The organism is Bacillus cereus group sp. MG4 (assembly GCF_040460055.1).
GTDB classification, from domain to species: domain Bacteria; phylum Bacillota; class Bacilli; order Bacillales; family Bacillaceae_G; genus Bacillus_A; species Bacillus_A wiedmannii.
This window is the reverse complement of sequence record NZ_JARVGZ010000004.1, coordinates 65,137-78,772: the sequence shown is the minus strand read 5'-3', so window position 1 is coordinate 78,772 and position 13,636 is coordinate 65,137. Positions and strand designations below refer to the sequence as shown.

The following is a 13,636-nucleotide window of genomic DNA, read 5'->3' as shown; positions in this document are numbered from 1 at the left end:
TGTTCTTCTGACAATCCTTCAGGTGAAGAAAGAATGGTTTTCAGCTTTTTCTCTTCTTCCTTCGTAATAAAATCCTCTTTGCGTAGGGCCCGATTCGGTGGAGTAATTCCCTGCATTTCTACAATAGGACTTGGAATATCCAAGAACTGATACAATTTCTTTAACACGACTGCAATACGATGAATGGTTTTCTCTCCATACTTTCGTTTGTATATGAGTTCCTGAAAATAGGCTTCAAAATCCTCTTTATCTATCTTGTTCCATACGTTCTTTTCTTGAAAACGGTTCGATGTTTGCAGCCATCTTCCAAAGTCCTCAATATCATAGACGTATCGTTTAATTGTGGATGCTTTTCTTCCACGACTAGCTAAAAAGAAAGAAAAATTTTGTAAGGTATCCTCAAATTCTTTTCTATTCATGTACCTATCACCTCACTTTTTCTGTATGATTTTAGTCCTGTACAGTTTTCATTTCAGCTTAGCTGGGTATTTCCAATCTCGCTTATCTTGTTTACCAGGTTTTGTTTTTGGCTTCTTTCGCTCTATTTTGTTCTTCACCTGATTTTGTTGTTCTAATGTATCTAACTTTGTTTGCATTTTCTCCATCTGTTCTTTTACTTCTTTAAGTTCCAACTTGATTTCTGATAACAACCTTAAAATGGCATCACCTTTATTCATAACAACCACCTTATTTCAGAAGATGAATATTTTCTCAATATATAACAGATTGAATTTTCTGTTTTATTAAGTATAATTAAGAAGAATAACGGTCATTATTCCCTTCTCGAAGGACGGACTATGCCAATAGAACCGTTCTTTTTTTGTTAATACCTTTTATTATTTAGAAATTTATTATACTATAAATTTGAGTAACTTTCATTTCATCTGTTACCTATGAACAGACTATTTCAATAGTCTGTTCTTTTTTATTTAACAGTTCGCAAAGGTACACCTTTTGAAACTGTGAAAAATATACGAAAACTTCGTTCCTAAACCTCGAATTCGTGTTTTAGGAACGTTTCTATAAAAATGGCACCTTTCGGTCTATTTCTCTGTTATACTATCATCATATAAACAAAATTGAAGGGGTTCACGTATATTGAATAACAGAAAATTCGGATATATAAGAGTGAGTAGTAAAGAGCAAAATGAAGGTAGACAAATCGAAGCGATGCGAAAAATTGGAATTGATGAAAGAGATATTTTTATGGATAAACAATCTGGAAAAGATTTTAATCGTCAAAATTATCAACTTGTCAAACTGATGTTGCGAGAAGGAGATATTTTATATGTGCAATCACTTGATCGTTTTGGCAGGAATAAAGAAGCGATTTTAAATGAATGGAAGGATATTACAAAAAATATAAAAGCACACATTGTCATTACAGATATGCCTTTGTTAGATACAACAAAATATAAAGATAATTTAGGAAATTTGATTACTGATCTTGTACTTCAAATTCTTTCTTGGTTGGCAGAAGAAGAGCGTACCAAAATCAAAACACGTCAAAGAGAAGGGATTGATTTAGCAAAAAAACAAGGAAAACACCTAGGTAGACCCAAAGCGGAAATTACCCCTGCATTTATCACTGCATATGATATTTGGAAAACTGGGTCCATTACAGCAGTGGAAGCAATGAAGAACGCAAATGTGCCCAAAACTACGTTTTATCGACTGGTTCAAAAATATGAAGATCAACTAGCAAAATAACCAATAGATGGGAAGAAACATCATGTTTGTACTTGGCATAGATATTCTATTGGGTTATCTTATCATGGGAATAATCGTTGCATGTATTGTTTGTTATCTCGAATTTAGAGAGTAACTTTCTCAATACCAATATGAGGGTGTTGCAAAACTAAAATAAATATGCAATGTTATGAATCAGAAAAACTAGCTGAACATGTAATAAATAGCGATTTTGACCATACCAACGTGGCTGTTCCAGCCCTTTATCTTTGAGATGACCAAACTGTTGTTCAATTTTCCCACGCTCTTTCATCAACTGTTTGCCAAAGATGGTTTGTGCAAAATGAGATAATACACGGCGATGTGTACTTTTGCTTTGTTCGCCATTACGTGGGTTAATTGGATTCACCGCAAAAATATCACATGTTTTTGCAATTTCATAAATGCGCTGACTATCATAAGCAGCATCTGCAATGGAAAATAACACATTTTGATTTTGTATATCTTGAAGCAATACAGGAGCCATTTTGCTATCATGTACGTTCGCTGTTGTAAATGCATACGACAATACAACACCTTCTGGTGTAGAACAGACATGAGCTTTATATCCCTTATACCAACCATAACGAGTAGATTTCCCCCATTTTGCTTGGGAATCATATAAACTACTCCGTAAGGCAGTGCTATCAATTAAAACACACGGAATTAATCCTAAATTCATTTCTTCAAGAGTTTGTTTATGAATCAACGGAATACCTTCATTGCGAAACCAAGTTCCTACACGTGAGAAAGTGGATATATGAGGAACAAAGGAAAGACCACAAGATACACGAAATGAAGGATATTGATGCAAAAAGCGAGTTAACTTACGTAATGAATTGATTTGGAATACCGTTTTCACAAAAAAACATTTGAGTAAAGCTTTTCTACAGATAGGTGGGCGGCCTGTAATAGGCGGAACGCCTCCAATGGTTAAACTGTCTACGTAGGCAAATAAAATGTGTAAAATGGATTGATTGTGATCAAAATTGGTTATCATACTAGTAAATCCGTCCTTTCTGGAGATAGTTTAGGGTACTATCATTCTTCCAGGAAAACGGATTTTTTTATGCATTTATTTTTGAATATTTATGAGTTTTGCAACACCCTCCAATATATATAATTTCTAGTAAAATAAAAGATGCTAACATTTATACTAGCTTTTTATAACTTTCTCCTAAACACCACAGGCCCCTACTTGTGGTGTTTATTTTTATATCAAAAGCCACTCATTGAGCAATTGAATGAAAAGCAATAACAAATAAAAGGATATTTTTATGTTTTCTACCCCTCATTGACATCAGTGCTGATGAGGTTGCAAAATGTAGCGAAGCCACGATACTATCAAGGGGATCCCCTTGATAGTGAAATGTTTATATAGTAATTATAGTGGGATTCTATACGTATCAATATTTTTAAACAAATGTTTGATTCGGCATCCTTCATGCGAAACCAATGTAGATTCGCTACCATTCGTCAATATTTTGTATACACTTTTTGAGAAAGGAATCCTCTTATGTATAAATCCGATTTCATTGCTTTCTTACTATTCCTTATTTCCTTTTCTTGTTACCTCATATATATAACCAACAACCCACCCTATGTGCATCCAGTCATTTTATTATCTATTATGTTGATTACAATTGTCGGTATCATTCTTTTTAGTGATTTTCATGATCCAACTTATATAAGATACATACTTCTCATTGGATTGTTCCTGTATCTCATTCTTATATGCCTTACAATTTCGAACATACCAGACAAAAACAGTCTTTGACATTATGGGGGTTGCTTATGCAATATAATGGATTTGAAAAACAAAAGAAAGTAGCATAATTTTTAAAAATGCTACCTATCTAGGTTTATTTGCTATATTCATTTTTAAGGACACAAAATATTTTAAGTTTTTTTCGCTAATATGCACGAAAGCTCATTTTGTTTCCGTCCTTACGTTGATGGGCATGTATGGTGCCCCTTATATGGTTATAGAAGCATATATTTAATGGCATTTCTCCGAAAAATCCAAGTATCGGGAGACTTAACATATCGACGATTATATTATTTTAAGATGATTTTTGATGTGTATAAGTAAGTATAACAAAAATATTTCGGGGAGAACAGACTATATATTTAAAAAAAAACAGTCTATTCTTAATTTTAGGCGCCACTAAAATTAAGGGGAATCATTAATATGAAAAAAACAGTTCGTAATTTATTTATTGCATCTTGTCTTGCAGGAAGTGTATTACCTGGAGTTGCAAATGCTTCTACCGATGTAGATCCTAAAAATAGTAAAAAGGAATTAACAGAAGCGAATACGTATATAGCTGAAGTCATAAAGATTTCAAACGGTAAGGCTGAAAAGGTTCCTATTATGCAATATGAACAAGAAAAGAGGGAATCTAATAATAAACAAAAATTAGCAGCAATACAAAATAACAATACAGGCTCTATTGCAGCAATGGCGAATAGAAAAGAATATAAGCCAGAGAGAGAGTATAATTTTTATATGCCCTCTCAAAGAGCGAGTGCAACAATGAACTGTCCGGCTAATGGAAATGGTTGCTCTATAGCGAAGACATATGCCATTACACAAACAGAGACCTGGGATGCTGGAGGCGGATTAGATATAAAATTTGTAAAACTAAATGGAGGATATCATTGGGCTGAGGCTTTAACCAACTCTAGTACGTATAGTTTTAATTTAAAACCAGGACAAAGGGGGTTCATTGGTTTTGAAGCTAAAAGATTCTATACTACTGGAGTGGTAAATACGTATAGTGACATCTGGGGGAACCTTATTTCTTCAAATCGGATTTCAGGTAGTACTCCGGTAGCAGTACCTGGTACTTCAGAATTAGATGGTGTAATCACACTAAGATTAGAAAGATAATTTTCACGCAAGAAGGTTAGCGAACTAAAACATTTAGAGGGTGTTGCAAAACCCATAAATATCCAAAAATGCATGCATAAAGAAAGCCGTCTTCTTGGAAGAATGATAGTATCCCAAACTATCTCCAGAAAGGACGGATTTACTAGTATGATAACCAATTTTGAGGAAAATCAATCGATTTTACATATTTTATTTGCGTACGTAGACAGTTTAACAATTGGAGGCGTTCCGCCTGTTACAGGTCGCCCACCAATCTGCAGAAAAGCTTTACTGAAATGTTTTTTCCTGAAAAATGTATTCCAAATTGATTCTTTACGCAAATTAACTCGTTTTTTACATCAATTTCCTTCATTTCGTGCATCTTGTGGGCTATCTTTTGTTCCTCATATTTCCACCTTTTCACGTGTAAGCACTTGGTTTCGTGAAGAAAGTATTCCAGTCATTCATGAAAAGGTTCTTCACGAACTTAATTTAGGGCTAATTCCTTGCGTCTTAATTGATAGCACGGCCTTACGAAGTAGTTTGTATGATTCACAAGCAAGGTGGGGGAAATCGACTCGTTATGGTTGGTATAAAGGATATAAGGCTCATGTTTGTTCTACACCAGAAGGTGTTGTATTGTCATATACATTTACAACAGCGAACGTACATGATAGCAAAATGGCTTCTGTATTGCTTCGAGATATACAAGATCGAAATGTCTTGTTTTCCGTTGCAGATGCTGCGTATGATAGTCAGCACATTTATGAAATTGCAAGAACGTGTGACATCTTTGCCATGAATCCAATCAATCCACGGAATGGTGAACAAATCAAGAGTACACATCATCGTGTATTGTCTCATTTTGTACAAACCATCTTTGGTAAACAGTTGATGAAAGAGCGTGGGAAAATTGAACAACAGTTTAGTAAACTCAAAAATAAAGGGCTGGAACAGCCACGTTGGTATGGTCAAAATCGCTATCTACTACATGTTCAGCTAGTTTTTCTGATTCATAACATTGCATATTTATTTTAGTTTTGCAACACCCTCTAACCTAATTTCCAAGAAATAGAGGTGAATGTAGGGTGGCTAAACCTTTTAAAAAAAATAGTCGTTATATGGTTGGGTTGGACAGTCTCAGGGGCCTAGCTATACTAGGTGTTATGTTGTATCATATTAATTTTAATTGGATGCCTGGAGGATTTTTGGGGGTTACTGTATTTTTTGTACTTTCAGGTTATTTAATTACAGATATTCTAGCGATAGAGTGGAAGAGAAATCAGAGAATTGATTTAAAAAAATTCTGGCTTAGTAGGGCAAAGAGATTGCTTCCGGGAATGCTCGTTATGCTCGTTATAACGTTGGCATGGATTACGATTTTTCATAGCTCTTTACTTGAAAAAATGCGCGGAGATTCATTAGCGGCATTATTTTATGTTAGTAACTGGTGGTATATTTATCATAAATTATCGTACTTTGATAATTTTAGCCAGCTTTCTCCATTGAATCATTTTTGGTCGTTAGCAGTTGAGGAACAATTCTATGTTGTTTGGCCGTTTATCATTAGTTTAGGGCTTTACTACATAAAAAAACAATCCCGTATGATTTTATTAATTTGTCTGGGAGCCGTTGCTTCCGCTTTAGCGATGGCAATTTTGTATGAACCTGGAGCTGATCCGAGCAGAATATATTATGGTACAGATACGAGGGCCTTTTCCTTACTTATCGGGGCGGTACTTGCCTTAGTTTGGCCAAGCAATAGGCTAGCAAATAAAATTATCCCAAAGGCGCGTTTCATTCTTGATGTAGTGGGGGGCATTGCCCTTATTATTATTTTGGTTATGTTTTGGAAGACCAATCAATATGATCCATTTCTATACAAGGGAGGAATGGTTCTCTTATCAATTGCAACAGCATTGTTAGTGGCAAATCTAGCTCATCCAGCTAGTCGTATTGCTCAATTTTTACGATTTAGACCTTTACGTTGGATAGGGATAAGATCGTATGGCATATACCTCTGGCATTATCCAATTCTTACATTGACTACTCCAAAGGTAAATGCTGAGGATTTTTCATTAATAAGAGCACTCCTTCAATTTCTTCTCATTATATTGATTGCGCAAATTTCATGGAAGTTTATTGAAAAACCAATCCGACAAGGTGCGCTCCAGAACATTCGGTTTAGGAACTTAAAATATCAACATTTCACTTTAGGTGTTAAGTTAGCTTTAATTTGTACATTATCCGTTTCGTCGATAGCCGTCGTAGGGTTATCCAAAGCTAGTAAGGCTAAGGAACATTCTCAACAAGATAAGGTGGAAACAGCACAAACACAACCGGCGCCACATCCAGTTGCAGTTTGGGAAAATCCAAATCAAGAGACGTCTCAAAAACAAGGGGAATCAAGAGAAGTACATTCTGCGCAACCTAAAAATTCACTCACAGTTACTGCGATAGGCGATTCCGTTATGATTGATATTACTCCGTATTTAAAAAATACTTTTCCTGATATTAGGATTGATGCGCAAATTGGTCGCCAGCTGTCAAAAGCGATTCCGGTAGTTGAACAGTTAAAATATGAAGGGAATTTAGGAAACTATGTCATTATTGGATTAGGTACAAATGGAGCCTTTACTACTGAGCAACTTGTCTCATTAATAAAAGTAATTGGAAACGAACGTAAAATCATATTTATTAATACGAGAGTACCACGTCCATGGGAATCAATCGTGAATGAGAGACTGAAAGTTACGGCATCTGAATACCCGAATGTAACTCTAGTTGATTGGTATGCAGCAAGTGCTGGAAAGAAAGACTACTTTGCACCTGACGGTGTGCATTTAACCAAAATAGGTGCAGAAGCATACGCAGCACTTGTAGCCAAAGCAGTGAAGTAATAATGAAATATGTTTTAATAATTTTTGGTTCCACCACATCGCTATTAAGCTAACAAGTTCTGTTGCAAAGTTCGAAAAAGTATACGATAATTCACAAAATCTGGTTAGATTTTAAGTACCCTGAATAACTCCTATAATTCCTTGCACGCCGCAAGAGAGAAATCAAGAATGTGACTTCTCTTTTGCTTATATATAGCATGAATCGTTTCGATTCCTTTTAATGTACGTGAAGCATGGCGAAGATTTTGAAAGGAATCAAAATCCACTTATTGATTACCCTGAATGGGTTCCGCAAATTTGGAACTCATACTAAAATATTTACATAATCTCTAGTACGTTAAAACCCTTTGAAAAACTGAAATCGTTTTTCAAAGGGTTTTGTTTTTTAATATAATGTGAACATATTGTACACATTATGCTGATAGATTTCTCCATTTGTTTTAAAAGATCCAGAAAACGTTCTTGTCTCAGGGACATATCTTCCCCCATTTGTTTCTGGATATGCGGATGTTTGTTTACAGGAAAAAGAAAGATTCAAAGGGAGTTGAAACGAAACTTTTCCATTTTTATCCGTTCGTTTCTTTGCATACTCTGTATTGTCCTTTTTATTATAGATTGTAAATTCTACATCTGCTAAGTTGTTTCCAGGATAATATTTAAATCCCCCGGGCTCACTATGATCATATTTCCATTCCATAGCTGTCAATGTAATTTCTAATGTTCCCACTTCACTTTTTTGTGTTTGTAGTGATGGTTCACTAGCTGCTTGTACATTTTGCGTTGCCGCTGCACTAAACAGAACTGCACCTGTTACAAAGGGTACAGCTAAAAATCGAATTGCATATTTTACAGTTTTGTTCATTCTATTTCCTCCTTCATATATGAAATGGATTGTTCCTAATAAACATCCATTGTTCTCAATTTGTCTCCCTCGTAACAATTCCAAGTTTTACATAAAATAGCTATCATGATGATAGATTCAGCTTTCATTCTTTTCTATTTCACCATGAATCAATTATATATAGGAAATTCTCATATTAGCGAAACTTAAATGCATCATTAACGATACTTTAGTTACATTGTAAATGGATTTCATATGACATACAAGGTACTATCTGTATTTCTCAACCTACGCATATTGCGAATCAGAAAACAATGTCTCCCTGTGTAGAACAGTGAAAAATCGAAACAACGCAGATGTATGGTGATTTTATGATACTTATTTTTCCTATATATGTTCTTAACATGAGATACAGGTAAGAATCAGAAAAAAGAATTTCATATTTTATAAGAAATCTATAGAATATATTTCTCATGTTTTAGGTTATTGACACCAAATTTTATCCTCTCTAGACTAAACATAAGATCACGTCCGAATTCGTATCAAAAGCTTACCAATCTTAAAAATTGGCAAGCTTTTTTTATTTCAGCCTGTTCATGTGATCATACCTATAAGGGAGGCGTTACCAAGTGACATTGTTAGAAAATATATTGACGCATAATGAAACATTTGTACAAAAACAAGAATACGAACCTTTTTCTACGACCAAATTTCCAAATAAAAAGTTATTGATTGTAACCTGCATGGATACCAGACTGTTAACATTATTACCACAAGCATTGGGCTTACAAAATGGGGATGCCAAAGTCATAAAGAACGCAGGCGCTGTGATTTCCCATCCTTTTGGTAGTATGATGCGGAGTATCATACTGGGCATTTATGAATTACAAGTGGAGGAAATTTGTGTAATTGGTCATGAAGATTGTGGCATGGCGGGTTTGCAAGCAGAGCCCCTATTAGACAAGGTACGAATGCAAGGCATTGATTCCACTTGCATTCGTACCTTACAACATGCAGGAATCGATCTATCTACATGGTTAACCGGTTTCCGCAATGTACAAGAAAGTGTCCAACATAGTGTAGAAATCATACGCCAACACCCCTTATTACCATCTTCTGTACCTGTGCATGGACTTGTCATTCATCCCGAAACAGGAAATTTAGAAGTCGTTGTAGGGGGATATTCCTACGCACATACAACAAGTCCTTAAATACATGCAGGAGGAGGAGGAAAAACGATGAGATTTTCAGGCAGATATGCAGGATATAACCTCGCGAACTTACAAAAAGATATGTTAGCAGGATTGGTGGTAGGAATCGTAGCGATTCCGCTTGCTATGGCATTTGCCATTGCTTGCGGTGTACGACCTGAATATGGTATTTATACGACGATTATCGCAGGAATTCTCGTATCCATATTTGGGGGATCAAAATATCAGATTGCAGGACCAACAGGCGCATTTGTACCGATCTTACTTGGGATTGTAATGCAATATGGCTATGAAAACTTATTAATTGCTGGTTTTATGGCAGGAATTTTACTTATTTTAATGGGCGTATGCAAACTAGGAAGGTTTATCACATTTATTCCGCGACCTGTCATGATTGGGTTTACAACGGGGATTGCGGTCATTATTTTTTCTGGACAGATTGCAAATTTTTTAGGGCTGCATCACCTGGAAAAACAAGAAACCTTTTTTTATAACATGAAAGAAATTGGGACAAATATCACAGATATGAATCGGTATAGTATCCTTACCGCTTTTCTGTGTTTAGGAATTGTGATCGCAGCTACAAAATGGTTACCTCGAATTCCAGGCGCTTTATTAGGATTGGTCATTTCAAGTTTGATCGCAATCCTGCTATTTCCGAATCAACTTGAAACGATTGGGACTACATACGGCGATATTCCACATCAGCTACCAGATTTCCAAATGCCTGCCTTTACATGGGAGAACATCCTTATGTTACTGCCAGCAGCCTGTATCATTGCGGCATTAGGCGGGATTGAATCATTGTTATCTGCCATGGTGGCAGATAACATGGCAAATAGTAAACATAATAGTAATAAAGAACTGGTGGGACAAGGAATTGCCAATATGGTGGCACCATTATTTGGCGGCATTCCTGCGACGGGTGCCATCGCTCGGACTGCAACAAATATTAAAAATGGAGCGACTTCGCCAGTATCAGGCATGATACACGGAATGGTAGTATTACTGGTTTTATTATTTCTATCTCCGCTTGCCTTTCATATTCCACTGGCTAGTATGGCACCGATTTTAATGGTCGTTGCTTGGAATATGAGTGAGAAGCATGAGTTTATTCATGTTCTGAAAACAAGAACGGGGGACACCCTAGTACTTGTTTTGACGTTCCTATTAACCGTTTTCACAGATCTTACAACCGGAGTAAGCGTGGGATTACTCCTTGCTTTTCTTTTGTTTATTGGAAAAATGAGCAAATCTTTACGTGTTCGAAAAGTATTGCCAGATCCAGTAGATTCCTATGTCAAGTCAGACATCGTCGCAAATGGGAAAAATTGTCCGCAAATCAGTATCTTCACCGTAGAAGGTCCCTTATTCTTCGGTACCATAAAGGAGTTCGAAACGTCTATAGAATCTGCCCTACAGTCTAACGCTCACATTCTTCTCCTACGTATGGGAAACGTGTCTTTTATGGATACTTCGGCAGAATCTGCAGTAGAACACATTCGAAAGAAGATGCTAGCAAAACAAGGAACCCTTTTGATTTCCGGTATCCAGCATCAACCGAAAGAAATATTCCATCAAACAGGATTATACGAAAGAATTGGCGAACCACACTTTTTCACACGTACAGGAGTAGCATTGCATTTTGCACTACAAGAATTAGAGACATCCAAATGTAAGGGCTGTAAACAATTTGCCTTTCAAGAATGCACGACACTTTCTGAACAATCTACAGAAACAGACTTAGACAGGAAACGTTCTTCCGTGGAAATTAACCTGTAAATCATAAAGTAACATTAGGAGGATAGATTGCTATATCCTAGCTATTCGTTTGTTTATAAAAGACATACATTTTTAGAGGGCCTTTCTATAAAAGGCCCTCTTTTTTTCTCTTGTATACCTCAAGAAGAAAAATAGGTTCTGTTGCAAAGTTTAAAAACGATTAAAAATTATGAATAGTCTATACCTCATCTTGTATATTTCATACGATTTATTCTTCCTATTTGTATTTTAATTCTATATTTTTAGGGTAGTGTAAAACTTTGCAACAGAAACGGCATTTGATATACAAATCATGAATTTAATTTTCTGACAATATGAGTTATACTATTTAATAAGCTTTGTGATAATCTGTCATTTGTCTCCTTCTTAAGATTGAGTGAACTCACTCAATCTTTTTTTATTTTTTCTCGTATTTGACCTTGATTTGCAATAGGGGTTTATTTCCTATTGCAGCGTATTACCTTAGGATTGGGACGGGAATTACTTATATTGTTTGTTGTCCCGAATTTAAAAGGTAACTTTCTCAATACGAAAAGAGGTAGATGCCCATAACTAACGCCGTGGGTATTTACCTCTTTTTCAACATGTTAGAAACGATATACTACATAAATGCTTTTAACAATTGTGTCACTAATGGAGCAACTCCCCCAATAAATGTTAAGACTGCGATTGCAATTATACATGAGTAGAGAGAGAACAAAATATGCAATTTCGCATATCAAAAGATCTTTGATATGTCACCAGAATTATTTTCTTCCGACATCCGAGCTAACTTGCACCGTTTTTTATGTATACGACGAAATAACTCATCTACTTCTCCTTGTGTCATGTCCTTTGATACCTCTAAAGTTCGATGAAATGTTTTCTTCCACAAAACTTGTAACAATTTGATTTGTCGCCCCGAAACAAGACGGCCTTTTTTCTTTGTCTCTCGCTGTTGTTTTAGCATTTCCAATTCTAATATTCTTTTCTTCATACATAAAAAGTCTTGTGGTATATCTTCTTGCAGGCCTACCTCTCGTAGTAAACGATAAAAATGATTTCTATGTTTTAACGTAGAACTTCTTTGGCGCATGGCATGTTCAATTTTTTGCAATACCTGCTTACACGAGATACGGTCCATTTCAAAACCCATCTTCTCCCACTTAAAAAATACAGGGGAACCTTGAAAATATACCATCAATATCTCCACAAATGAATCTGTCACAATCGATGTATCTTCTGTCACACATGCATATTTCGTGTCTTCTAAATAGTAGCGCAATACTTTACATAAATCAGAACGAAAACTCCCCTGAAACGAAGGGGTTAGCTCTACATATACCATCTTACATACAACCCTTTCTATTCTGTCAACATAGCTAAGCACTTAAAAATTATAGTAACACTGCTTTTTGGGGACATTGGCTGCAGTTTTCACCTGTTAGGATAAACGATTCGTTATCCACCCAAAGGATTCAAATGTATTCGTATAGATTTCTATCCCCTTAGATGATATACACTAAAAATATATGCTCTACCTGGATATATTCAAGTAGAGCATAACATATACTTTGGACGAAACCGTTAGTTAGATTACATGAATTTTGATACAATCATGGTGCCAAAGGTAATAAAAGCCGCTTGTATCAAAAAGATTACAACAACTGGAATAGAAGATTTTACTGTACTTAATCCGGCTACTGTTCGTAATCCCATCCAAATTAAACATAAATACCATAAATAAAATACCTCAAATGCGCTAGCCATTCCATGGAGTAGTGTACCTTGTTGGAATAATGGGGATAAGTTCGTATATCCTGTTATATTTCCACCAAACATACGTGTTAAAATTGCATTGAATAGATCACCAATAATCAGTACAATACTTGCATACACTATAATAGCAAGTACCATCTTATAAGACGTATCATTTCCAAAAAACATGAGAAAGACTTTATAGATCATTGCTACTAATAAGGTTCCGATAAGCGCCCCGAAAAAACTAGTTCCCATCGCCTTACCTATCATCAATCCCATAGATTCTTGCACATCACCCAGTTGTTTCTGTATTTCTATCATTTCCGCAGTATTTTGAGCGGCATAAGAAGAAATCCCTTTTACAATTGCTTGAAAAAAAACAACTAAAAAGAAAGCACCCCATACTTTTTGTGTGACCTTCAGTTTTGAAAATTGCACACTCGGCGAAAGAAGCATGCCCCCTAATGATGGTCTTTCTTTCCATTTCCCTTTTACTACGTTTGTTTCCATGTTTTACACTCCTCATATTTTATATCCTGTATGGTTGAATAGCATTTCTATC

The 13,636-nt window shown here is 35.6% G+C and carries 12 protein-coding genes and 1 pseudogene; 6 read left to right on the top strand and 7 right to left on the bottom strand.

Annotated features, from left to right (window positions below):
• The coding region (locus QCI41_RS30460; protein ID WP_353839260.1) for a site-specific integrase at nucleotides 1–419 on the bottom strand (419 nt) is incomplete at its 3' end.
• 48 nt (nucleotides 420–467) lie between these two features.
• On the bottom strand, nucleotides 468–677 hold the full coding sequence (locus QCI41_RS30455) for a hypothetical protein (protein WP_065486365.1): 210 nt from the start codon (nucleotides 675–677) through the stop codon (nucleotides 468–470).
• 421 nt (nucleotides 678–1,098) lie between these two features.
• Between QCI41_RS30455 and QCI41_RS30450 the strand changes: the two genes are divergently transcribed.
• Nucleotides 1,099–1,710: a recombinase family protein gene (locus QCI41_RS30450; protein ID WP_078187219.1), complete on the top strand. Its 612-nt coding sequence runs from the start codon at nucleotides 1,099–1,101 to the stop codon at nucleotides 1,708–1,710.
• Nucleotides 1,711–1,858: 148 nt separating this feature from the next.
• Here the strand turns inward: QCI41_RS30450 and QCI41_RS30445 are convergent, their stop codons facing one another.
• On the bottom strand, nucleotides 1,859–2,728 hold the full coding sequence (locus tag QCI41_RS30445; RefSeq protein WP_353836336.1) for a transposase: 870 nt from the start codon (nucleotides 2,726–2,728) through the stop codon (nucleotides 1,859–1,861).
• A 1,191-nt stretch (nucleotides 2,729–3,919) separates the two neighbouring features.
• Here QCI41_RS30445 and QCI41_RS30440 point away from each other — a divergent pair.
• From QCI41_RS30440 to QCI41_RS30430, 3 genes are all read left to right on the top strand, one after another.
• Nucleotides 3,920–4,621 carry a DUF6060 domain-containing protein gene (locus QCI41_RS30440; protein ID WP_078187220.1) on the top strand — a complete coding sequence of 234 codons (702 nt, stop codon included), beginning with the start codon at nucleotides 3,920–3,922 and terminating at the stop codon, nucleotides 4,619–4,621.
• A 147-nt stretch (nucleotides 4,622–4,768) separates the two neighbouring features.
• On the top strand, nucleotides 4,769–5,638 hold the full coding sequence (locus QCI41_RS30435) for a transposase (protein WP_078187221.1): 870 nt from the start codon (nucleotides 4,769–4,771) through the stop codon (nucleotides 5,636–5,638).
• A 50-nt stretch (nucleotides 5,639–5,688) separates the two neighbouring features.
• Nucleotides 5,689–7,500, top strand: a complete 1,812-nt coding sequence (locus QCI41_RS30430) for an acyltransferase family protein (protein WP_353839096.1) — start codon at nucleotides 5,689–5,691, stop codon at nucleotides 7,498–7,500.
• A 131-nt stretch (nucleotides 7,501–7,631) separates the two neighbouring features.
• Here the strand turns inward: QCI41_RS30430 and QCI41_RS30425 are convergent.
• Together QCI41_RS30425 and QCI41_RS30420 are read right to left on the bottom strand one after the other, a co-directional pair.
• Nucleotides 7,632–7,751 (bottom strand): annotated as a pseudogene (locus QCI41_RS30425) (IS6 family transposase); the annotation flags it as partial.
• Nucleotides 7,752–7,885: 134 nt separating this feature from the next.
• A complete protein-coding gene (locus tag QCI41_RS30420; RefSeq protein WP_078187223.1) occupies nucleotides 7,886–8,362 on the bottom strand; it encodes a SpaA isopeptide-forming pilin-related protein in 477 nt (158 codons plus the stop codon).
• A 608-nt stretch (nucleotides 8,363–8,970) separates the two neighbouring features.
• Here QCI41_RS30420 and QCI41_RS30415 point away from each other — a divergent pair.
• Both QCI41_RS30415 and QCI41_RS30410 read left to right on the top strand, forming a co-directional pair.
• Nucleotides 8,971–9,552: a beta-class carbonic anhydrase gene (locus QCI41_RS30415; RefSeq protein WP_353839097.1), complete on the top strand. Its 582-nt coding sequence runs from the start codon at nucleotides 8,971–8,973 to the stop codon at nucleotides 9,550–9,552.
• Nucleotides 9,553–9,579: 27 nt separating this feature from the next.
• Complete coding sequence (locus QCI41_RS30410; RefSeq protein ID WP_353839098.1) at nucleotides 9,580–11,334, top strand: SulP family inorganic anion transporter; 1,755 nt, start codon at nucleotides 9,580–9,582, stop codon at nucleotides 11,332–11,334.
• 718 nt (nucleotides 11,335–12,052) lie between these two features.
• Here the strand turns inward: QCI41_RS30410 and QCI41_RS30405 are convergent.
• Nucleotides 12,053–12,661: a hypothetical protein gene (locus QCI41_RS30405; RefSeq protein WP_233936231.1), complete on the bottom strand. Its 609-nt coding sequence runs from the start codon at nucleotides 12,659–12,661 to the stop codon at nucleotides 12,053–12,055.
• A gap of 248 nt (nucleotides 12,662–12,909) precedes the next feature.
• Nucleotides 12,910–13,584: a YknW family membrane protein gene (gene yknW, locus QCI41_RS30400; RefSeq protein ID WP_277546930.1), complete on the bottom strand. Its 675-nt coding sequence runs from the start codon at nucleotides 13,582–13,584 to the stop codon at nucleotides 12,910–12,912.
• Nucleotides 13,585–13,636: the final 52 nt, after the last annotated feature.